Consider the following 21,906-nt stretch of genomic DNA (forward strand, 5'->3'; position numbering starts at 1 on the left):
AACAGCAATGATTAAACTTGTAAGAATTGATGATCGACTTTTACACGGTCAAGTAGCTTTTGCCTGGTCCCGCCACCTTGATGTGAATACAGTTATTGTTGCCAATGATAAAGCGGCAAGTGATCCGTTAAAGAAGATGACGCTAAATCTAGCAAATGCACCGGGCAGCACACTTTATGTCAAAACAGTGTCTGAAACCATCGAGATACTTCCAAAATTGGAGGATCCTAAATTCAAAGCACTGATTCTAGTTGATAATTCCAAGGATGCTTTAGCTTTGGTTGAAAGTTACTCCGGTATAAAAAGTATCAATCTTGGCGGGATGCGGATGGCAGAGGGTAAAAAACTCATTTCCAGAGCGATTGCAGTAGATGAAGATGATAAAGAGAATTTGAACGAAATAATCAGCCGCGGAATTGAAGTGGAAATCCGTCAGGTACCAACGGATAGCAAGAAGCTATACGAAACTGTCGTCTAAACGGGAGGGGGAGTTCTTATGGTATTGGAGGCTATACTCATCGGGTTGCTTGGAGCGATTGGAATCTTGGACGGAAGGATATTCGGACAGATGATGTTTGAACGTCCGCTAGTCATGGGGCCGCTGGTAGGGTTAGTGCTGGGGGATTTCACTACCGGAATCATTGTTGGAGCGACATTGGAACTGGTATGGATGGGGATTGTCGGTGTAGGATCGGCAACACCGCCTGACGTAACAACAGGAGGTATCTTAGGGACAGCTTTTGCCATTATGACTGACAGCGGAGCTGAGGTTGCTTTGGCATTAGCAGTTCCGATAGCCATACTTGCTCAATCTCTTGGCATCCTTGTAAGGACAATCAACACTTCTTTCATACATCGCGCAGATAAATATGCCGAAGAAGGTAATACAAAGAAAATTGTTCTGATGCACTGGCTTGCTGTAGGCCTATTTTTCCTGAATGGTTTTGTTCCAAATTTCTTGGGGATTCTATTAGGTTCTGAAGTGGTGGAGGGTATCGTGAACGCTATTCCTCAAACTATCACGGAAGGGCTGCAAGTTGCAGCGAATATGTTCCCGGCATTAGGTTTTGCACTTCTGCTGCAAATGACATTCACTAAAAAATTATCGCCCTTCTATTTTCTAGGGTTCGGTTTAGCTGTGTTTTTCGGGCTCGATATCACGCCTGTAGCCGTAATTGGAGCTATTATTGCGGTCGTGATTTATCAGCTAATGCCAACAGATAAGGACAAGGAGGTGCTTCTCTAATGGAGGAAAAACAGCTGAATCATCAAATGGATGCTGGTCAAGATGAGCTAGTAGATAAAAAAACATTGAGAAGGGTTTTTTGGAGATCATTTCACCTTCAAGGATCCTTCAACTATGAGCGGATGCAAGCTTTAGGCTATCTATATGCGATGATTCCTATCCTGTTAAAGCTTTATCCAAAGAAGAGTGATTTGGCTGCTGCTTTGAAAAGGCATTTGGAGTTTTTCAATACTACTCCTGCTGTTTCAAGTTTCGTCATGGGTATCTCAACCGCAATGGAAGAAAAGAATGCAAGGGAAAAAGGGGTATTCGATTCTTCTTCCATTAATGCGATAAAAGTCGCCTTGATGGGACCATTAGCTGGGATTGGTGACTCTTTCTTCTGGGGAACTTTCCGGGTCATAGCAGCAGGTATCGGAATATCACTTGCAACCCAAGGCAACATACTTGGTGCAATCCTCTTCTTGGTGCTTTACAATATCCCTCACTTCTTCTTGCGTTATAAAGGAACATTCTGGGGTTACAACCAAGGGACAACACTCCTTAGCTCTTTATATGAAAAGGGCAATATGGAAAAAGTGTCGTACTGCGCAGGCATATTGGGATTGATTGTAATAGGAGCCATGACTGGAACTTTGGTACAATTCACAACTCCATTAGAAATCAGCATCCAAGGGGCTGCTGTTAACTTACAGGATACGCTGGATCAAATAATGCCGAATATCCTGCCGCTAGGGCTTACATTGCTGCTATTCTTGCTGCTGAAAAAAGGTATTAAGGTGAACTATATTATGATCGGTATCATTGCTGTCGGTATTTTAGGCAAGTGGGCTGGAATTCTATAAATCTATTGATAGGAAGGGGAAGCATTATGCAAACAAATCTAATGAATCAATTTATCCATGAGGAAAAGGAAGTTCTCACATCAATTTTACAAGGTAAGGAAGATATTATAGGGGACAGCGTGCAAGCTTACACAAATAACGATATCGAAAGTATTTATGTGATAGGTTCCGGAACTTCCTACCATGCTGCATTAGTGGCGAAAGATACGATATCAAAATTACTAAACAAACAGGTATTTGTAATGTATCCAACACATTTTGAGCGGGAGCAACTGCATTTAGGCGGTAAACAGCTTGTTATTGGGATTTCACAAGGTGGCAGGAGCCTATCGACAATTCATGGAATTGAAAAAGCTAAGCAATGGGGGTTTCCTACTATCGGAATTTCCGAGTATGCAGAAAGTGATTTAGCGGAAACGGTAGACTATTTTATCCCTTTATCCATCGGTTCGGTTGAGAGAGCAGGAGCTAAGACAAAAGGATATGTCGGGACCATTCTTACTTTGATTCTCTTCGCTATGCAGGCTTCCGGGAAGCAAGATGAAGAACTGTCAGAGAAACTGCAAACTACTTTCAGCAACCTTGATACGCTGGCTCAAGTTTCTGAGGAATGGTATCAAAAGATTAAGGACGACTTCTGCCATGCAAAAGATATCGCTGTGATCGGATATGGCACAAACTACGCTACAGCACTGGAAGGAGCATTGAAACTCCTGGAAACTGCGAGAGTTCCTGTGGTTGGTTATGAAATGGAAGAATACATGCATGGCGTTTATAACTGCATCAGCCCGGACAGTTTCATCATATTTCTGGCCTCAGAGCACAAAGATAAGGAAAGGCTGCTCAATATGAAAGACTTCTTGGGAAATATAACAGATCATTGTTACGTAATAGGTAAAGAGGGGACCTTTGAAACTTCTGATCAGGATTTAGCCTTCGCATTCCAGGAGCAGGAAGACTTCTCTGCCTTTGAGTATATAGTGCCGCTTCAAATCTTGTCGTCGTTGTTATCAGCTGATAAAGGCATAGATGCAGCAATTCCGAAATTCCCCAACTTCCATACAATGATGGGAAGCAAGGTGGCTAACATCTAAATATTTTCTAACTATTAAGAAAATTATAGATATAATAGAAAGGTAGAGCTTCAGTAGGTCGGATAGGAGAGGATCGATTTGATAAAAGATAACATAATCCAACAAATCTTACATCTGTCTGCTAATCTGCCAGATCAACATAAGGACCAGATTGGAATTGATGCCAGTCAAATTGCAGCATTGATGCAGATTAGCAGAAGTGCTGCAAGCAGGTATTTAAACGAACTTAATCGTTCGGGGGATATGATCAAGGTCAACACTAGGCCTGTTTATTTTCACATGAAGAGACATTTGGAGGATCACTATAATAAATCTGTCGCTCAAACAAGCTTTTCTAGTTACGAAGAGTTATTTCACTACTTGCTTAATGAAGAAACCAAAAAAAGGGATCCTTTCTCTGTATTTATTGGTGCAGAAGGAAGCATGTCCACTCAAATAGAACAATTAAAAGCTGCTATAAGTTATCCTCCAAGAGGTCTTCCAATCATGATTGCTGGAGAAACAGGTGTAGGAAAAAGTAATTTGGCGCGATTGACGTATGAATACGCATTGGAAAGCAATCTTATTGCTCCTGAGAGTCCTTTCCTTACAATGAACTGTGCAGAATTTGCTGATAACCCAGAGTTAGTCACAGCTAATCTTTTTGGTTATGTTAGCGGGGCATTCACCGGCGCTGTGAAAGATACGAAAGGCATCATCGAGTCTGCTGACGGAGGGATACTCTTCTTGGATGAGGTGCATCGACTATCCGCGGAAGGACAGGAGAAGTTGTTTCTGTTCATGGACCAAGGAGTATTTCATCCATTGGGAGACAACCAAAAGTGGAAGAGATCAGATGTAAGGCTTCTATTTGCAACTACAGAAGGAATAGAAGAAACTTTTCTGCCTACATTCATAAGGAGAATTCCGATCATCACATCGATTCCTCCATTAAGGGAACGATCTGACGATGAGAAGTTTCGTTTAATCTACCTTTTCTATGAAAAAGAAAGCAGGAATATCGGTGTTAAATTAAGTATCCAGCATGATGTCATCCGTGCGCTGATGGCCTATCGTCCAAAAGGGAATGTAGGAGAGTTAAAGAATGTAATTACTACGTCTTGTGCAAAAGCTTATCAAGAATCGATTGATGCTATGGATGATGGAATTCATATACAACAACGCCATTTGCCAAAGGAAATAGTCGAATACTATTTACTGAATAAACAAAAACATGTACTGGAACTGCCGGATGAATTTATATCCATACATCCGGCAGTAAAAATTATAAATGATTTTCCCTTTTTGAACCAATCTACGGGGAAACGAAACCATATATATCAGTCTCTTATAAAACGATTAGCCGGTAATGCGGATCCTAAGGATGACATACCGGAGCTGGCTATCCTCGTTAATCAGGAAATTGACCGAATCATGTACAGCAACCAAAAAGTAATAGAAGAGGTCGAATTTCTTAGCCTGAAACAACTGATTACTACGTACATGGAGTATAGACCAGTGGATAAATCAATTATCTTTCCGGGAAGCTTCACTATCGGGCTGACACATTATCTGTTCGAAGCATGCAGCTCAGCCCTTACAGCTAAAGAAGAGGGCACTGCTAAGCAGGTGCTGGATTCCATTCAGTTAGTGCTGCCGAATGAAGTGACTTACGCCAATAGGATCGTCAACAAAATCAGGGATACCTTTGATGTATATGTTAACAAACTGGATATTGCTGTTATTGCTCTTTATCTCTCAGGGTTAAAGAAAAACAAGAGGACTGACCGAATCAGGTCGGTCATCGTTGCACATGGTTTTGCCACAGCAAGCAGTATAGCCCATGTAGCAAACAGTGTACTTGGCGAGAACATATTCGAGGCTTTCGATATGCCATTAGAGGTGTCTCCTATTGATATTATTCTTAAGATAGAGGATTATATGGAAGCTATTGATACGACCAATGGTGTCATTTTTCTAGTTGATATGGGCTCATTGACAGAATTGCAAAACCATTTGCAACCTAAGGGTCCAGGTGCTATTGGATTATTAAATAACATTACAACATCCATGGCTATTGAAGTTGGAGAATCAATCCTGCGTGAAGATAAAATAGATCAAATACTTAAGCACGTCACAGCATCCATCAAACCAACCTACAAACTGATTAAAGATGAACATAATAAGAACAATGCTATCATTACAACATGTGGTACTGGCATGGGTACTGCGGTGAAAATTAAAGAGCTCCTTATGAAAGGCATTGGCAACACGAAAAACATCACAGTACTTCCTTATGATTTCTTAAGTTTAAAGAATAATGGGCTTAAGGAACATGTCTTTACTAGTTATAATGTTTTGGGGATTGTAGGTACTCTTGATCCGAAGGTGCCGCATATTCCCTTTGTAGCTATGGAAGACATTATTTCAGAGAAAGATACGAATAAGCTGAATGAAATATTCAGTGGGATCTTGCCGCCTGCAAAGATTGAAGAATTGAATGAAACAATGCTGAAGCTTTTCTCTCTCGAAAGTGTTATTCACCATTTAACAATTCTTAATCCTGACAAGCTTATTGATAATTTGAGCGAAATCCTAGGAAAAATTCAGCAAGAATTGAACATTACGTTCTCAAATCCTACTTTAATGAGTTTATATATTCATATGAGTTGTCTAGTTGAAAGGCTAGTCAAGAAAAGCCCTATTGAATATTACTCTGATATGGAACAATTCGGGGAAGAACACAAAACGTTCGTTCATCTGATGAAGCGTATATTCTATAGAATCGAAGAGAATTACGGCGTAGAAATTCCCTTGTCGGAGATCGGATACATTTATGACATTATAAAAATCAGAAACGAATCCTTTGTTTATTAGAGTAGAGAGGGAGATAGTATGCTCTTAGAGAAATTTACAGTTACAGATAAAATGGGTATTCATGCTCGTCCTGCAACAAAGCTAGTTCAAGCAGCAAATAAATTTAAATCTAATATTCACCTTGGGTTTGAGGAAACAAAAGTCAACATGAAATCTATTACTGGTATCATGACACTTGGAATAACAGAAGGAATGATTATTGAAGTTATGACAGAAGGAGAAGATGAACGGAAAGCGTTTCAAGCATTATGTGAGTTGATGGAAAGAGAAAGTATAGGAGTGTCTGTGAAAGCTATCAGTTAAATGTAATGAAAGCATCAAGAGTTATTTCTCTGATGCTTTCATTTTTCTTTACGAATTCTAGAATCCTCAAATCCTAATTCCATTCGATATTTCGCGACTGTTCTCCTGGATATAGCGATGGAGTGCTTCTGGAGTAAGGCTGTAATTTTTTGATCTGATAAAGGAGAGGATTTCCGCTCATTTTCAAGTAATTCTTTCATTTTCTCCTTTATCTGATGTACGGAATGGAAAGCATCCGTCTTCGTACTAGAGACTCCTTTGGAGAAGAGTTGTTTGAAAGCAAAGAGACCGAGGGGTGTTTGCAGGTACTTATTGCTAGTTGCTCTGCTAACAGTTGATTCATGGACTTGCGCAGCGTTTGCAATATCTTTTAGCGTCATGGACTTTAAGCAAGTTGTACCTTCTTTAAAGAAATCTGGTTGGAATGCAAGTATCTCCTTCGTTATGTTGTAGAGAGTCTGTTGCCTTTGTGCCAGTCCTTTAATCAATTGAGAGGCTGCATAGATACTTTCTCTTGCGTATCGTTTCACTTCATTTGATGGGTCGTTATGAAGCATGGCTGAAAAGGAGGGGTCAAGTTTTACGACTGGTAAATGCGCTTGATTCACAATAATGCTAATGCCACTGTCTGTTTGTCTTAGAATCACATCTGCTGCAATATAATGAGTAGGCTTTGTATGGAAGTTCATAGCAGGATAAGGGTTCAGTGACTTGATTTGCAATTCTGCCTCATAGATGTCAGATAGTTCTACACCGAGTAAGGTTGAAAGTATTTCATATTCTTTTTCTGCCAGCAGTCCCAGATGCTCATCCACAATCTTATAGGCAAGGGAATCATCGGATTTTATTTGCAGGAGAAGGCATTCGTGCAAGTCTCTAGCTCCAATCCCTGGGGGATCTAGAGTTTGAAGTATAGCAATTGCATCATCTAATTTCTCACTCTTGATACGTAATGAAGTAGCAGCATGTAACCTATCCAGAATCAGATAACCCTTATCATCTAAACTTCCTATTAGATAATATAATACGGCTCTTACATCAGGTGAAATGGCTAATAGAGAAATTTGATGCTTCAGATTTTCTGTCAAAGATTCTTCTGATACCATTCTGTCGTATGTATCAGCTGCAGCGGAAGTATTTGACCTGTTGGATTCCCAGTCTTTGGAAGGGGATGCGTCTAATTGAAGGGCGGGATTGGACTGAATCTGATCCTGTATATATTCATTAAGCTCAGCGGATGAGAATTGTAAAATAGAAATGGATTGCCTAAGAGATGGTGTCAAAGTAAGGGCTAGCTGCTGCTTTTGTTTGAGACTGACATGCAAAGACATTAACTTCACCTCTAAATTGATTGATAATTCTAATTTTACACAGCTGTACAGCAGAAGGCTATACATACTTATCTAAAAATCAATAACTACGTTAAAGGCTTCGTATTTCATTAGATATTCCTATTAGTTTGCCCGATTTTTTATACTGAGGGTATATTGCTTTCTATCATGGTGTCACATCCATTTGTATAAGGTATCAGTAAAGACTTTTCCTAAAAGCGTTGACAAGGCCATATAACTTTAATAAAATAATACAAGACGTTACATTACATATCGATTCCGTAGCTCAGCTGGGAGAGCACTACCTTGACAGGGTAGGGGTCGCTGGTTCAAGTCCAGTCGGAATCACTAATTGAAAAAAGCTTGAAACCATTGGTACATAAGGGTTTCAAGCTTTTTTGTTTTTCTGGTAGAAAGTGATTCAAGGGCGGTAATGGGACAAATGCTAATATTTTTCTCTTACGCAATGATATTGCTAATTTCAATCAACTTGGTTTCTCTAACCGAATCAATAGCTCCTTAAAAATAACCAGTATGTTTAAAAGTAACGCTAAATTATTTGTAATCAAATAAGCGTGAAGCTACTAAATAAATAGAACCCCACCGATAGAGGAGGGACTTTGGGACTTACTTAAATCTTTCACTAATACTGTCTGTTTAATGGATTTCCACTGGTTGCACGTTTTGAAATGATGATAAAAGACTCCTTTCGAGGAGTTTGGGGCGATTAAAAACTCTGTTTTCTAAACAAAATAAACTGAATTCTTAGTTTTTTATTTTTGGAATTTTAAATATAATCATTTAAAAGATGCATGAAAAATGGGATGGAATGATGTAGAGGTCAGATTTTTAAAGCAATGGACAGAGGTGAGTTAATGAAGATAGGAAAGTCGGATAATATAAAGGACAGCTCTTTCTCCATTGAATATAAAGAAAAATACATTAGTTCCATATCGCATATCAATGACCCATATAAGATGAACTGGGTAGAAGGAACCCAATTGTGGGGAACTATTAAAGCACCAGAAGGAATAGAGACTACAGTAATTCGCAATTTAACTGAACATAATACTTTTAAGGAAGTTTACAAGTTTACGAATAATACGGAGTTTGACATCTTTTCTAAGCTAGGAGATACCTCAATTTACACAACCTTTAATGATGATTATGACGCGGCAGATATTTGTATGGTGAATAAATGTCATGCTCATATTTGGTGTGGCGGAGAAGTGAGTTATGTTATGGGATTGAGAATGGGAGGGGAAGCCCCCCATTTAGGATTAATCTTAACAAGAGGAAGTTTAAATTCATACAGTGTTGAGCGTGATTTATCATTGATGAGTAATGATCGCGGAGACTTTTTATTACATATAGCTCCGTTTCAGTTAGCGCCTGGAGAATCTTACATGATCGAATGGGAACTATTTTGGCATAAAGGAAAAGAAGACTTTTATAATATACTTTTAACTTATCCCAACTATGTACATATACAAGCTGAAAATTATACTCTATTTGAAAATGAAGCGATCCATATAGATATAATTCATCATGAAAATCTAATAAACCATGAAGTTGAAATATCAAGAGATGGAAAGCCAATTGTATTTAATAAAGAAAAAAATATTCTAAAAATCAGAGAGGAAGATTTGTCTCCTGGAGAGTATTGCTATTCTGTAAAGATCAGTGGAATTATGGCGGAAGCAAAGATATTTGTACTGCCTGAAATAAAAAAAGTTACGAAAAGCAGATGTGAATTTATCGTAAATATGCAACAATACCATAATATTAATAGTCACCTAGATGGTGCCTACCTAATTTATGATAATGAAGATCATCAAATGTTTTATTCTCATTACCATGATCATAACGGGGGCAGAGAAAGAGTTGGAATGGGAGTATTACTTGCTCGTTTTCTGAGAAACAATGAGAATGAGCAAGTAGAAGAAAGCTTGAAAAAGTATATAAGTTATATCAGAAGAGAACTTTACGATGAAAAGACAGGTATGGTATATAACGATATAAAAAGAAATAACGATATTCATCGGTTATATAACTATTCTTGGTTGGCTGTCCTGTTTAAGGAGTTATATCTAACATGGAAGAGCGAAACATACTTAAAGGATATGGCTAAAGTATTATTGTCATACTATAAGCATGGCGGAGCTAATTTTTATCCGATTGAAATGCCAATGTTTGAAATGCTTACCTTATTAGAGGAAGCCAAATTAGATACTGAAAGAAACAATATTTTTGGTTACTTTAAAGAGCATATAAATATTATCAATCAATATGGAATTAGCTATCCCAAATCAGAAGTCAACTTTGAACAGAGCATTGTAGCACCCGCTGCAAATCTTTTACTAGAGATGTATAAATTAACGGATGATAATAAATTTCTTATTGAAGCAAATAAACATGTGAAAATCTTAGAGCTTTTCAACGGTCTACAGCCCGACTATCATCTCTACGAAACGGCCATAAGGCATTGGGATGGTTATTGGTTCGGAAAAAGTAAACTGTATGGGGACACTTTTCCGCATTATTGGAGTGCCTATACGGGACGTGTATATCAAAATTTAGCTGAGATAACTAACGATCCTGAATACTATAAAAAAGCAGAGGCTTCTCTTCGAAGTGTATTAAATCTATTTTCATCAGATGGAAGTGCATCTTGTGCAAAAATAACCCCGTATACAGTAAATGGAATAACAGGTGGGTTCTACGATCCATGGTCCAACGATCAAGATTGGGGTCTATACTTTATGTTTGACTATCATAATTAAAAAAAGACATTTATAAGTATGGTTAACTCATAATAAAAGTACATTTAAAGATTATAAAAGAGGAAGCAGAGTCAAATCTGCTTCCTTTTTTTATGTTCACAATTAATTATTCCCAATCCATAGCATGCTCTCTTATGGCGTGTTGAAACCTTAAAGAAGGAGGTATAAAAATGAACTACGCCTTGCATGAAGTTCTTGAGGTTCATGAGATGGCTGCATTTAAGACAAATTATCTAACTAAGTCGAAAACAATGAAAGCATTAGTTACCGACCAGAAATTAAAGAATATTATGCAGCAAGACATTGATATATCTACGAAACAATTACAAGAATATGCTTCTATACTTTCCAATTGTAAGCAGTAAACCAGGAGGTGAATGAAAATGAATCCAATCATTGAAAATCTAACTGGCATGGATGCACTATCAGATCAAGTGGTTGCAATGGATTTATTGATTGCAGCTAAAAGTGGTGTTAGAAATTATGCCATGGCAGTTACTGAATCAGGAACGCCTGAAATTAAGGAAATCCTAACTCGCCATTTAATAGAGGCTATAGATATGCATGAAAGTATATCAGCATATATGGAAGAAAAAGGGTGGTATCATGCTTGGGATACAAACGAACAAATCAATATAGATTTAAATAATATCGATACAGCACTGAAATTACCCACTCTGTAAAAACAAAATAGGAACAGTTTACAAAACTGTTCCTATTAAACCTTAATAGGTGCTAATTTTATGTCCCCTTCTAAATCCCTTCTTTAACTTGTAGGAGCAGGAAATTCATCAATTTTCATTCGAAGTAAACTATAAGGTTTTTGTCTCAGGTCTTTGCCATAGTGAAATCTTCCCTGCCGATGTAATTGGTTCACAATGACATACAAATATTGATCCGGACCAATTGAGAAAGTATCCGGCCATAAAATTCTCGGATCATGAGCGATAGTTTCCATAATGCCATTTGACAATATTTTACGGATACTGTTGTTTTCATAATCTCCAGCATAAACAGTTCCCTTTGCGTCGGTGATCATTCCATCAGATGCACCCTTTTCTCCCCAAAATTCCACATGATAAGGTAAATCCGTGTCCGGTATCATTCTGTTTCTCAGGGCTTCTGTTGAGATAGAGAACAATTGCCGACTGGTTAGTGGAGCAAAATATAATATCTTTCCTTCTGGGGAAATCGCCAGACTATCAGATGCCAATCTAAATGGAGAAGTTGAACCGTCTTTGTATCGATTCATTAAAATTTGGCCTTCTACTTTCGGGATAAAATAGGGATCGGGTGAAGTTGAATTTGCTCCATTTAACCGTCTAAACGCTGTTCCGCTTTCTAAATCTACAACGATAATCGCTCCTGGACCCCTAGAAGAAGAATCCGTGATATAGGCATAACCTGCGTTGCCAACACGAAAATCAAATCGTATATCATTCAGGTAAGTTGTTGGCAGGACAACATCTTCCGAAAAGGTATATACCCTCCTAATTGTATTGGTTTTTAAATCAACAGCGACTAATTTTGCCCCACCTTTAATTGGTTCTGAAAAATTAGGTGCCCCTGTATCTAACACCCAAAGCGTGCCCAAACCATCCGCAACTACACTTTGTACACTGATGAAAGTCATTGTAATATTCTCGGGGTTAACCAAATTGGTTTGTAAATTAGGATAGGGAACCAGTTTATCCCCAATGATTTCTGCCACTGTAAATTTAACATCGTCTCCCCATTTCGGAAAACAAACAAAAATACGACCAGTTTCTGACACACTAACACCCGTAGGCATAGCGCCATAAAATGCATAAACCAGTTCTAACTTACCGAAATATCTTTCTGTAGGTAGCATATTCTTGTTGTCCTCCTCAATCATTTATACGAAATATCTTCTTTATATGATTTATATTCTTCCTAATGCCCGAAAACACCACAAATAATAATGCAGCATCCAGTGGAGCTTCGGGAGCTCAAGCTGGAACATAATTACTTATGACATATGGTGTTGAAGATATTGATTTTTGACCATAAAGGTGCTAACCACAAGGGTTTCAAGCTTATTTGTTTACTGGTATAGAGTGAACCAGAGTCTGTAGGGTCTAAAGTGACGAATACTAAGCTTTTGCCACTGAATTTCTAAACCAATTGAGATTATTTTGTATAAAGAAAAATAAAACCAAGGGCTTCACTAAAGGGAGTACAAAAATGCATTCTTAATTAATTTGGGGATCTCGAGTATGCTAATCTAAAATTATTACTAATTTGTCACAAATGCTTAGACACGTTCGTTATATAAAGTGAGAGGGGGATAAGATGATGAAAATAAAGCAAGTTAAACAAGATTATAAAAAGATAGAAGAACTATATGAGTTGTATGAGCAAAAAGTTTATTCAGCAGCTTATTCTATACTGAATAATATTCAGCAGTCTGAAGACACTGTCCAGGAGACATTTATTACACTTTATAACAATATAGAAAAACTGCACAGTTTGGATGATTGCGAGCTTAAGCGCTACATATTAAAAATTGCAAAGAACAAAGCAATTGATAACTACAGAAAAAATAAACGGCATGGTGTGCTTCTCGAAGAATATCAACATGAGTTTGTAGAAACTGCAAATGAAAATATAGAGGAGTGGGAGCAGCGTTTAATATTTGAAAACCAAATCGATGCTTTGTTAACAGTATTAAATGAGTCCGGAAAGCAGGTTTTTAAATATAAGGTTTTCTATAACTTATCATATCTGGAAATCTCCAAGTTAATGGGATTAACGGAAGGCAATGTTCGGAAGCAATTCGAACGTGCTCGAAAACGTGTACATAGTCTGATTGGAGGTAGGCAAAATGACGAATTCGCAGAACTCAAAAAGAATGTATGAAGTAGCCGAAAAGATTGCTTTGGATGATTTCGATAAAGTAGTTAAACAACATGAATTCTCAGATACTTATAAGCAAAAAAAGAAATTGTTCATGGAGGAAATCAAGGCAAACGAGGAACACAAAATGGTCAAACGTAAAAAGAATCGTCTATTAATTGTGGCTGCCTGTCTATTGATTGGCATACCTACGACTGCTTTTGGCGCTGTAAAAGCCTATAATATGATTGTACAAAAACAGAATTATGAGGTTGACGTTTCTGTAGCAAATACGGACTCAGCTAAACAGGATCTATGGTATAAGTTGAAGATTGCAAAACTACCGGATAAGATGGAAGAAGTCCCTCATACAGATGGCATGAAATATTCATTTAAGGATAATTTTGCACAAGGTGGATTTTCATTTAATCTAACGAAATTAGGGGAGAAATCAGATTTCCAGTCTCTTTATGTGAATGAATATCAAGAGAAAGAGATCAGCGGCAGAAAGGCGGTAATTATCAATAAAGACACAGGAAATGAAAACATGGCGTTCGATAGACAGGTATACCTCTTATTTGAACGAGAAGGAGTCATGTTAGAGTGTTATGTTGGTTCCGATGTAAGCGAGGACTTAATGATGGAAGTTTTAGGAAGTATTTCACTAGAACAGACATCAGAGGATAAGGCATCACCCATTTCCGATTACGAGGAAACTCAAATGAATAATGACGATGAGCAACCAGAATCCAAGATTATCCCTTTGGAAAAAGACAGCAACAGACTTTTTCAAGTAGGTGAAGTGGTACCAGTAACTATAGAAGAATTGGTCGATGAAAACGGAAAAACTACAACCAAATTGGAAAGTTTGGATTTTACTGTAGATAATGTTGAAGTTTTTGATTCAATTAAAGATTTTAAACAAGCGAACTTTAATGATTTAGGAGTAGATTTGCTTAACGATTCCAACGCATTAGATCAGGAAAAGAACCTACTTTCTTACAAACGAAATAGATATAAATTAGGAGATGGAAAAAATACCGTTGACGAATTAGTTGATTCACAAGTAGTTAATGTAAAGTTTGTCTATCTAACTACAACAGTTAAAAATACTAGTAAACAGGCAACGGAAGAAATATACATGCACCCATCTTTACATGTGCTCAAATCGGGAAAAAATACGTGGAATTATGCTGAAGATGATACATTTACAGAAGACAGCATTATGACTGGGGAAGTCGATTACCTAGAACCCCACGGAAATGGTAAGTCCTATTACAATATCGGCAGTATACAACCAGGACAAACGATGAAGATTAACTTAGGTTATTTTGTAGATGAAGATAAACTGGATTCCATTTTTCTTGATGCCTTTAACTACTCTGGGTCTGGGACAACGGAGGATCTAAATGCTGATGATCGTTGGTGGATTGATATTAGACAATAGTCTGAGATTTACAAGCAAGAGCTACTTTGTTTTTTACAAAAAAAGGAATTAGTTATTATGTAAGATTTCTTTGTAAATTAAACTCCCTAAAAAACAAATAGAGACCAGGGAATTCCCGGGTCTCTATTTGTTTTATTTTGATTTATCTCCTTTTCTTCCAATCTATACATATAGAACTACTCTAAGATCACCTCAAATATTTTAAATAGTATGTATCCATAGCAGAATGGTCAGAACCTGATAAAGGCTCATCTAGAAGTGTAAAACCAAATTTTTCATATAATAAACATGCAGTTTTTAACTCATGCATTGTTTCTAAGTAACACTTTGAATAATGCTTGGAGGCAAATGATAGAGCCGTTTCCATTAGCTTCTTACCAAACCCTAAACCTTGCGCTTTTTCACTTAAGTATAGCTTTTGCAACTCGCAAACATTCACATGTTCGTTAAGTGGTGCAATTCCAATTCCTCCTACAACCTCTCCTTCCATTTCTATCACCCAATATTTTGCGTGTTGTAAGTTGCTATAATATTGGTGAAGATCGTTGAGTTGTGGGTCAAAGTAGGCTGTTCCAGGAATCGCTAATCCAAGGGACCTCAATGATGATTGGATTATTTCTTTTACTATTGCGTTGTCTTCTTTTTTAATTTCTCTAATAATCATAATCTTAACTCCTTCCATTAGGCTTACTTACGATTAAATACTGGAATGCTGAAAATGGTATCCCTAATATGTTGACTTAGTTCATATTTAAGAGATACATTTATATTAGTGATAAATGTGGACTTAGTCAACTAAAGGAGAGCGTATGGATAAAAATTACATTTATGATATCAGAGAATTTAACAGATTCTATACAAAGGTACTTGGCTTATTTGATAACCAAATTCTTGATACAGATTATTCACTAACTGAAGCACGAATACTATTTGAAATAAGTAAGAGAACTGACTGTATTGCGAACAAGCTTGTGCAGGAACTTGATATTGATAGAAGTTATGTCAGCAGAATTTTACGTAAATTAGAGAGAGAAGAATTAATAGAAAAAAGAAGCTCATCAGCAGATAGTAGAAAGAATCTTCTCTTTTTAACAAAAAAAGGAAGGATATTGCTGGATGAAATTAACATTCTATCAGATAAACAGATAATTCACTTGTTAAAAGGACTAACTAAAAGTGAGATTGATGAAATTCTTGTATCAATGATGAAAATAAAAGAAAAATTAGACAAAAATGTGTCGGGATAATTGAACAGATGAATGATTAGAAGGTAGTGAATCTTTTGCAAAAAGTTTAGGAGTTATGGTCAGTAGTCTTGGTTTCTAAATCCTTACCTGGATGTTTATATAAATCCTTTTAATTCCCTTTATATAGAATAATTAGCCAAATAGAAAATGCCTTCCCTTATATGGGGAGGCATTTTTATATTATAAAGGTATTCTAACTACACTTAACTTTTAAAATCTTACTTTCACACTAATTAACTGTAGATTTCTATTAATTAGTGTGTCATTTTCACTAAAAATGTCGAGAGATGATGATATATATATTTTTATTATTGATCTGATACATTGTCTACTAAGAAAACATTGGGTTAACTATTTTAAAAAAAGTATTCAGATATACCTATGTAAGCCTTTGTCATTTAAACAGGAAAATATTATCTATTTTACTAAGAGCATTAAAATATGCATTTTAAATATATCTTTATATAGTAAAATACGATTACAACGAAGATTGCGAAATTATGTCATTTAATGCAATCTCTTGTAATAAAATAAAAGGAGGAAAGTAAGTGAAACTTTCTAAACGCATCAGAGAGTCATTTAACAAGAGTTTAATTGGATTTTTTATCATCTTGTTAGCAGTTAGTGGAATTTTTCCGTATTTCTCTTCGGCTCCTGTTTATGCAGAAGGAACGGTTGCGCCTCAAGAATCTGGCAACACCATCGAGGCTGCTGCAGAGAATCCTGAAATTCCAGATACCTGTCCAGCACCGATGGCCCTTATAAATGGTAGTTTTGAAGAACCGGAAGGACCAGGTACCTATGATAACTCGATAGCAGGTGGGGGTTATTACTATGCGGATACTGTTCCAGGGTGGCAAACGACTGATGTCAATCGTACACCAAGAGGAATTATTCAAATAATGGATCCGGCCCGACCGAGTACAATACCATCAAATACTCCGAATAAGGAAAATCTTACGAGTAGATTTGCGGAATTAAATGCTGATACAAACAGCATGTTGTACCAAGAGTTACCAACCACACCAGGGCAAACCATCTATTGGCGTATAAAACATAGAGGGTGGAGTGGTGTTGATACAATGAGTGTTAATATTGGATCCGTTACGGCCGATCCATTCAATACCACCCCAGAAATAAAGAGAATTTCAACTGGTACTACTTGGGAAACTTATACAGGAACTTATACTGTTCCAGCTGGACAAACAACGACGCGCTTTGGATTTAAAGCAATTAGCACATCTACTGGGGCTTTGGCATTCGGTAATTACCTGGATGACATCTTCCTAGGAACAGAGCCATGTGTCGTTGCAGAAAAAACAGTCTCACCAGGGGGAGATGTTTTCGCTGGTGACGAGTTAACGTATGAAGTAAATGTGAAAAACAATGGTGGAGACATTGCTGCAGATGCTGTATTTGAAGACGCTATTCCGGAAGGAACGGAATATGTTCCAGGATCTATGAACCTTTTAAATGGTTCCGATACAGTGAGCCTAACAGATGCGAACGATGAAGATGCGGGTGTATTCGACGGGAATAAAATAAGAGTCGAACTCGGTGACGTACAGAATACGACAAACACACCGGATGGCATCACCGTTCAATTCAAAGTCAAAACGCTGTCCAGCCATGCAGGCGAGACCGTTGCCAACAAAGCAAATATTCAGTACCAAAACTTACTGGTAAACGAATCAGAATTGACGGAATCCAACGAAGTGACAACTAACATATTGGAAAATCCAGAATTCCCTGATACGTGTGCAGCACCGGTAGCATTGCTTAATGGTAGTTTTGAAGAAGGACCAGATTATGGTTCTTACAATGGGAATTTTGGGTTCCGTGAAGCTGAGGTACCAGGCTGGCTGACTACAGATGATGCCAGAGGTGAAAAGCTAATTGAAATTTGGGACTACCAACGAAACTATCCAGCGAATACTGTTCGTACTTATCCTAAGCCACCAGATGGGAATAGGTATGCAGAATTGAATGCGTATGAAGCCGGTATGCTATACCAGGATGTAGAAACCACCCCTGGTCAAACGCTTTATTGGCGATTGTCCCATATGGGCCGACTGGGAGTAGACACGATGCAACTTCGCATTGGTGCTGCAACCGATAGTCCTTATGATGCAACGGCACAAGAACAAATGACAGATGGTAACACGGCGTGGGGGACATATACTGGAACGTATAAAGTTCCAGCAGGACAAACTGTAACACGTTTTGGGTTCGAAGCTATAAGTAGCGCTGGCGGGAACATTGCAGCAGGTAACTTTTTAGACGATATCTTCCTAGGAACAGAACCATGTGTCGTGGCAGAAAAATCCGTTGCTCCCGAGGGAGAAGTCAACGCTGGAGACGAATTGACGTATGAAGTAACGACAAAAAATAGCGGCGGAGATGTTGCGGCAGATGCTGTCTTTGAAGATGCCATTCCGGAAGGAACAGAATATGTTCCAGGATCTTTGAAGCTTGTGAATGGTTCCGATACTGTAAGTCTGACAGATGCGGATGATGATGATGCAGGTGTCTTCGACGGGAGTAAGGTAAAAGTTGAACTCGGTGACGTACAGAACACCACAACCTCACCTGACGGCATCACCGTTCAATTCAAAGTCAAAGCACTGTCCAGCCATGCAGGCGAGACCGTTGCCAACAAAGCAAATATCCAGTACCAAAACTTATTGACTAACGAATCAGAATCGACAGAATCCAATGAAGTGACAACGCCGATTGGCTATAAGGATCCTGTGACAGAATCTGATAAATCATTTAGCATTACTGAAAAAGCCGATGGGAATACGGATGCGGAACATGCGGAAGTAGGAGATACCCTAACGTACAAGATTCAGACACGTAATACAATCGATGACAGCACGATTCAAAATCTGACCATCACTGATACCATCCCAGAAGGATTGGAATATATTGCAGATACGTTAAAAGTAGACGGCGAAGCAGTGACGGATGTAGAAGATGAAGATAAAGGACAGGTAGTGGACAGTGACATTCTTGGTGCTTTTGGTGATGTTACCGATACAGAATGGCATACAGTGGAATTCCAAGTGAAAGTACTGCCGGGACAGGCAAGCAAGGATATTCAGAATGTGGCCACTGTATCTGGGGATAATCTTGAAACACCGGATAAGCCAGAAGAAATAGTCAACGTATATCCGCGTGTACCGGATTTCGAAGCCGAAAAAACAGCGAAAAATCTGGCTGATAATAAAGAAGTATATGAAGTGGGCGACACAATCGTCTATACAATCAAAGCGAGGAACCCTGTTTCTGACAGTTTGTTAGAAAACTTCGTCATCTCTGATGAATTGCCAGAAGGTCTAAGCTTTGTGGACGGAAGTCTGGAAGTGAGTGACGGAGGAAGCGGAAGCTTCGAAGGTGGAAAAATCACTGCCAACTTCGGTAATGTAACCGACACCGAATGGCGTACCGTTACATTCCAGGCGAAGATTGAATCCGGCCAGTCCGGTAAGAAAATTGAGAACATCGCAACGGTAACTGGAGACAATGTAGATACGCCAGATGAGCCGAAGACGGATATAACAGTCGATCCGAAGGACCCTGCGACAGAGTCCGATAAATCCTTTAGCATTGCTGAAAAAGGGGAAGGGAACACGGACGCGGAACATGCGGAAGTGGGAGATACCCTAACGTATAAGATCCAGACGCGTAATACCATCGAAGACAGCTTGATCCAGAATCTGAACATCACAGATACAGTTCCGGAAGGATTGGAATATGTTGCGGATTCGCTGAAAGTAGACGGCGAAGCAGTGACGGATGAAGAGGATGAAGATAAAGGACAGGCAGTGAATGGCGACATTCTTGGTACGTTTGGAGATGTCACCGATACGGAATGGCACACAGTTGAATTCCAAGTGAAAGTAATGCCGGGACAGGCGAGCAAGGATATTCAGAATGTGGCCACTGTATCCGGGGACAACCTCGACACACCGGATAAACCGGAAGAAGAAGTCAAGGTATACCCACGTATACCCGTTCTTGAGTCAAAGAAAACCTCTATGAACCTAGATTCTGAAAAAGAAGTTTTCGAAGTGGGAGATACAGTTGTGTATACCATCCAGACACGGAATATAGTATCTGATAGTCTGGCAGAAAATCTTAAGATTTCCGATGTCATTCCGGCAGGGTTGACATACGTTGATGGTAGTCTGATTGTAAGTGATAACGGTGTCGGTAATGCAGTGAATGGCACAGTCACTGCCAATTTTGGGAATGTACCGGATACCGGCTGGCGTACCGTTACATTCCAGGCGAAGATTGAATCCGGCCAGTCCGGCAAGAAAATCGAAAACGTGGCTTCTGTAACAGGAGACAACGTGGAAACACCAAATGAGCCGAAGACGGATATAACAGTGGATCCGAAGGAACCAAAACTGGAATCCGACAAATCATTCAGTATTGCTGAAAAAGCAGATGGAAATACGGATACGGAACATGCGGAAGTAGGAGATACCCTAACGTATAAAATCCAGACACGTAATATCATCGAAGACAGCTTGATCCAGAATCTTACCATCAGTGATACCATTCCGGAAGGATTGGAATACATTGCGGGAACGTTGATCATAGACGGAGAAGCAGTGACAGATGGAGAAGATGAGGACACAGGACAGGCAGTGAATGGCGATATCCTTGGTTTGTTCGGTGATATAACTGATACGGAATGGCACACAGTGGAATTCCAAGTAAAGGTATTGCCAGGACAAGCAAGCAAGGATATTCAGAACGTGGCAACAGTATCTGGTGATAATATCGAAACACCAGATAAACCAGAAGAAGAAGTGAAGGTATATCCACGAATACCTGATCTCGAATCCGAGAAAACAGCGACGAACCTGGAAGCAGACAAGGAAGCGTATGAAGTGGGAGACACGGTTGTGTATACAATCAAATCCCGCAACACCGTTTCTGATAGTCTGGTAGAGAACTTCGTCATTACCGATGAGCTGCCAGATGGCCTAAGCTTCGTGGAAGGAAGTCTGAAAGCGAGCGAAGGCGGTAATGCAAGCTTTGAGAATGGAAAAATCACGGCCAATTTCGGTAACGTAAGTGACACCGAATGGCGTACCGTGACATTCCAAGCGAAGATTGAATCTGGCGAGTCCGGCAAGGAAATCCAAAACGTGGCTTCAATAACAGGAGACAACGTGGAAACACCAGATGATCCGAAGACGGATATCACAGTGGATCCGAAGGACCCTGCGACAGAGTCCGATAAATCCTTTAGCATTGCTAAAAAAGGGGAAGGGAACACGGACGCAGAACATGCGGAAGTGGGAGATACCCTAACGTACAAGATTCAGACGCGCAATACCATCGAAGACAGCTTGATCCAGAATCTAAGCATCACTGATACCATTCCGGAAGGATTGGAATACATTGCGGGAACGTTGAAAGTAGACGGAGAAGCAGTGACGGATGAAGAAGATGAGGACAAAGGGCAAGCAGTGAATGGCGATATCCTTGGTACGTTCGGTGATATCACCGATATAGAATGGCACACAGTAGAGTTCCAAGTAATATTACTGCCAGGCCAAGCAAGCAAGGATATCCAGAATATAGCAACAGTATCTGGGGATAATATTGAAACACCAGATAAACCAGAAGAAGAAGTGAAGGTATACCCGCGTGTACCGGATCTCGAATCCGAGAAAACAGCAACGAACTTAGATGGAGACAAAGAAGGGTATGAAGTAGGCGACACGATTGTGTATACAATCAAATCTCGCAATACCGTTTCTGATAGTCTGGTAGAAAACTTCGTAATCAGCGATGAGCTGCCGGAAGGCTTAAGCTTTGTAGACGGAAGTCTGGAAGCAAGCAATGGCGGTAAAGTAAGCTTTGAGGGTGGAAAAG

16 protein-coding genes and 1 tRNA gene are annotated in these 21,906 nt (G+C 38.9%); 14 read left to right on the top strand and 3 right to left on the bottom strand.

The window, feature by feature from the left end; genetic code table 11:
- The first annotated feature begins 7 nt into the window (after positions 1 to 7).
- From CHH91_RS12740 to CHH91_RS12765, 6 genes are all read left to right on the top strand, one after another.
- The gene (locus tag CHH91_RS12740) at positions 8 to 478 is read left to right on the top strand and encodes a PTS sugar transporter subunit IIB (protein WP_095223830.1); all 471 of its coding nucleotides are present in this window, start codon (positions 8 to 10) and stop codon (positions 476 to 478) included.
- An 18-nt stretch (positions 479 to 496) separates the two neighbouring features.
- Positions 497 to 1,246, top strand: coding sequence for a PTS mannose/fructose/sorbose/N-acetylgalactosamine transporter subunit IIC (locus CHH91_RS12745; protein WP_095223831.1), 750 nt, complete (start codon positions 497 to 499; stop codon positions 1,244 to 1,246).
- The gene (locus CHH91_RS12750; protein ID WP_286160778.1) at positions 1,246 to 2,091 is read left to right on the top strand and encodes a PTS system mannose/fructose/sorbose family transporter subunit IID; all 846 of its coding nucleotides are present in this window, start codon (positions 1,246 to 1,248) and stop codon (positions 2,089 to 2,091) included. The genes CHH91_RS12745 and CHH91_RS12750 overlap by 1 nt, the downstream gene beginning before the upstream one ends.
- Positions 2,092 to 2,117: 26 nt before the next feature.
- Entirely contained in the window at positions 2,118 to 3,185 is a 1,068-nt protein-coding gene (locus CHH91_RS12755; protein ID WP_095223832.1) for an SIS domain-containing protein, read from the top strand.
- 78 nt (positions 3,186 to 3,263) lie between these two features.
- Positions 3,264 to 6,041 carry a sigma 54-interacting transcriptional regulator gene (locus tag CHH91_RS12760; RefSeq protein ID WP_095223833.1) on the top strand — a complete coding sequence of 926 codons (2,778 nt, stop codon included), beginning with the start codon at positions 3,264 to 3,266 and terminating at the stop codon, positions 6,039 to 6,041.
- An 18-nt stretch (positions 6,042 to 6,059) separates the two neighbouring features.
- A complete protein-coding gene (locus CHH91_RS12765) occupies positions 6,060 to 6,344 on the top strand; it encodes an HPr family phosphocarrier protein (RefSeq protein WP_095223834.1) in 285 nt (94 codons plus the stop codon).
- A gap of 38 nt (positions 6,345 to 6,382) precedes the next feature.
- Here CHH91_RS12765 and rpoN read toward each other — a convergent pair whose 3' ends face one another.
- Positions 6,383 to 7,741, bottom strand: a complete 1,359-nt coding sequence (gene rpoN / locus CHH91_RS12770; protein WP_095223835.1) for an RNA polymerase factor sigma-54 — start codon at positions 7,739 to 7,741, stop codon at positions 6,383 to 6,385.
- 209 nt (positions 7,742 to 7,950) lie between these two features.
- Between rpoN and CHH91_RS12775 the strand changes: the two genes are divergently transcribed.
- The 4 genes from CHH91_RS12775 to CHH91_RS12790 all read left to right on the top strand — a co-directional run bounded on the left by CHH91_RS12775 (position 7,951) and on the right by CHH91_RS12790 (position 11,141).
- Positions 7,951 to 8,023: transfer RNA gene (locus CHH91_RS12775), tRNA-Val, on the top strand.
- A 527-nt stretch (positions 8,024 to 8,550) separates the two neighbouring features.
- Positions 8,551 to 10,458 (top strand): hypothetical protein, encoded by a 1,908-nt coding sequence (locus tag CHH91_RS12780; protein WP_095223836.1) that lies wholly within the window; start codon positions 8,551 to 8,553, stop codon positions 10,456 to 10,458.
- Between the two features lie 170 nt (positions 10,459 to 10,628).
- The gene (locus CHH91_RS12785; protein WP_095223837.1) at positions 10,629 to 10,823 is read left to right on the top strand and encodes a hypothetical protein; all 195 of its coding nucleotides are present in this window, start codon (positions 10,629 to 10,631) and stop codon (positions 10,821 to 10,823) included.
- Positions 10,824 to 10,841: 18 nt separating this feature from the next.
- Positions 10,842 to 11,141, top strand: coding sequence for a spore coat protein (locus CHH91_RS12790; protein WP_095223838.1), 300 nt, complete (start codon positions 10,842 to 10,844; stop codon positions 11,139 to 11,141).
- An 83-nt stretch (positions 11,142 to 11,224) separates the two neighbouring features.
- Here the strand turns inward: CHH91_RS12790 and CHH91_RS12795 are convergent, their stop codons facing one another.
- Positions 11,225 to 12,334 (bottom strand): L-dopachrome tautomerase-related protein, encoded by a 1,110-nt coding sequence (locus tag CHH91_RS12795; protein ID WP_095223839.1) that lies wholly within the window; start codon positions 12,332 to 12,334, stop codon positions 11,225 to 11,227.
- Between the two features lie 440 nt (positions 12,335 to 12,774).
- On the opposite strand from CHH91_RS12795, the gene CHH91_RS12800 reads away from it, so the two are divergent.
- Together CHH91_RS12800 and CHH91_RS12805 are read left to right on the top strand one after the other, a co-directional pair.
- A complete protein-coding gene (locus CHH91_RS12800; protein ID WP_095223840.1) occupies positions 12,775 to 13,338 on the top strand; it encodes an RNA polymerase sigma factor in 564 nt (187 codons plus the stop codon).
- Positions 13,304 to 14,761: an anti-sigma factor gene (locus CHH91_RS12805; RefSeq protein ID WP_095223841.1), complete on the top strand. Its 1,458-nt coding sequence runs from the start codon at positions 13,304 to 13,306 to the stop codon at positions 14,759 to 14,761. Before CHH91_RS12800 ends, CHH91_RS12805 begins: the two co-directional genes overlap by 35 nt.
- A gap of 187 nt (positions 14,762 to 14,948) precedes the next feature.
- Here CHH91_RS12805 and CHH91_RS12810 read toward each other — a convergent pair whose 3' ends face one another.
- Positions 14,949 to 15,425 (bottom strand): GNAT family N-acetyltransferase, encoded by a 477-nt coding sequence (locus tag CHH91_RS12810; protein WP_095223842.1) that lies wholly within the window; start codon positions 15,423 to 15,425, stop codon positions 14,949 to 14,951.
- 145 nt (positions 15,426 to 15,570) lie between these two features.
- Here CHH91_RS12810 and CHH91_RS12815 point away from each other — a divergent pair, with 145 nt between their 5' ends.
- Together CHH91_RS12815 and CHH91_RS12820 are read left to right on the top strand one after the other, a co-directional pair.
- Positions 15,571 to 16,008, top strand: a complete 438-nt coding sequence (locus tag CHH91_RS12815) for a MarR family winged helix-turn-helix transcriptional regulator (RefSeq protein WP_095223843.1) — start codon at positions 15,571 to 15,573, stop codon at positions 16,006 to 16,008.
- A gap of 548 nt (positions 16,009 to 16,556) precedes the next feature.
- The coding region (locus tag CHH91_RS12820) for an isopeptide-forming domain-containing fimbrial protein (protein ID WP_095223844.1) at positions 16,557 to 21,906 on the top strand (5,350 nt) is incomplete at its 3' end.

Source organism: Virgibacillus sp. 7505, from assembly GCF_002272135.1.
GTDB lineage: Bacteria > Bacillota > Bacilli > Bacillales > Amphibacillaceae > Terribacillus.

Bases quoted from the DNA above. Each gene is read 5' to 3' on its own strand.
- CHH91_RS12740 (WP_095223830.1), top strand. From the start codon at position 8: ATGATTAAACTTGTAAGAATTGATGATCGACTTTTACACGGTCAAGTA.
- CHH91_RS12745 (WP_095223831.1), top strand. From the start codon at position 497: ATGGTATTGGAGGCTATACTCATCGGGTTGCTTGGAGCGATTGGAATC.
- CHH91_RS12750 (WP_286160778.1), top strand. From the start codon at position 1,246: ATGGAGGAAAAACAGCTGAATCATCAAATGGATGCTGGTCAAGATGAG.
- CHH91_RS12755 (WP_095223832.1), top strand. From the start codon at position 2,118: ATGCAAACAAATCTAATGAATCAATTTATCCATGAGGAAAAGGAAGTT.
- CHH91_RS12765 (WP_095223834.1), top strand. From the start codon at position 6,060: ATGCTCTTAGAGAAATTTACAGTTACAGATAAAATGGGTATTCATGCT.
- rpoN (WP_095223835.1), bottom strand. From the start codon at position 7,741: ATGTATAGCCTTCTGCTGTACAGCTGTGTAAAATTAGAATTATCAATC.
- CHH91_RS12780 (WP_095223836.1), top strand. From the start codon at position 8,551: ATGAAGATAGGAAAGTCGGATAATATAAAGGACAGCTCTTTCTCCATT.
- CHH91_RS12785 (WP_095223837.1), top strand. From the start codon at position 10,629: ATGAACTACGCCTTGCATGAAGTTCTTGAGGTTCATGAGATGGCTGCA.
- CHH91_RS12790 (WP_095223838.1), top strand. From the start codon at position 10,842: ATGAATCCAATCATTGAAAATCTAACTGGCATGGATGCACTATCAGAT.
- CHH91_RS12795 (WP_095223839.1), bottom strand. From the start codon at position 12,334: ATGATTGAGGAGGACAACAAGAATATGCTACCTACAGAAAGATATTTC.
- CHH91_RS12800 (WP_095223840.1), top strand. From the start codon at position 12,775: ATGAAAATAAAGCAAGTTAAACAAGATTATAAAAAGATAGAAGAACTA.
- CHH91_RS12805 (WP_095223841.1), top strand. From the start codon at position 13,304: ATGACGAATTCGCAGAACTCAAAAAGAATGTATGAAGTAGCCGAAAAG.
- CHH91_RS12810 (WP_095223842.1), bottom strand. From the start codon at position 15,425: ATGATTATTAGAGAAATTAAAAAAGAAGACAACGCAATAGTAAAAGAA.
- CHH91_RS12815 (WP_095223843.1), top strand. From the start codon at position 15,571: ATGGATAAAAATTACATTTATGATATCAGAGAATTTAACAGATTCTAT.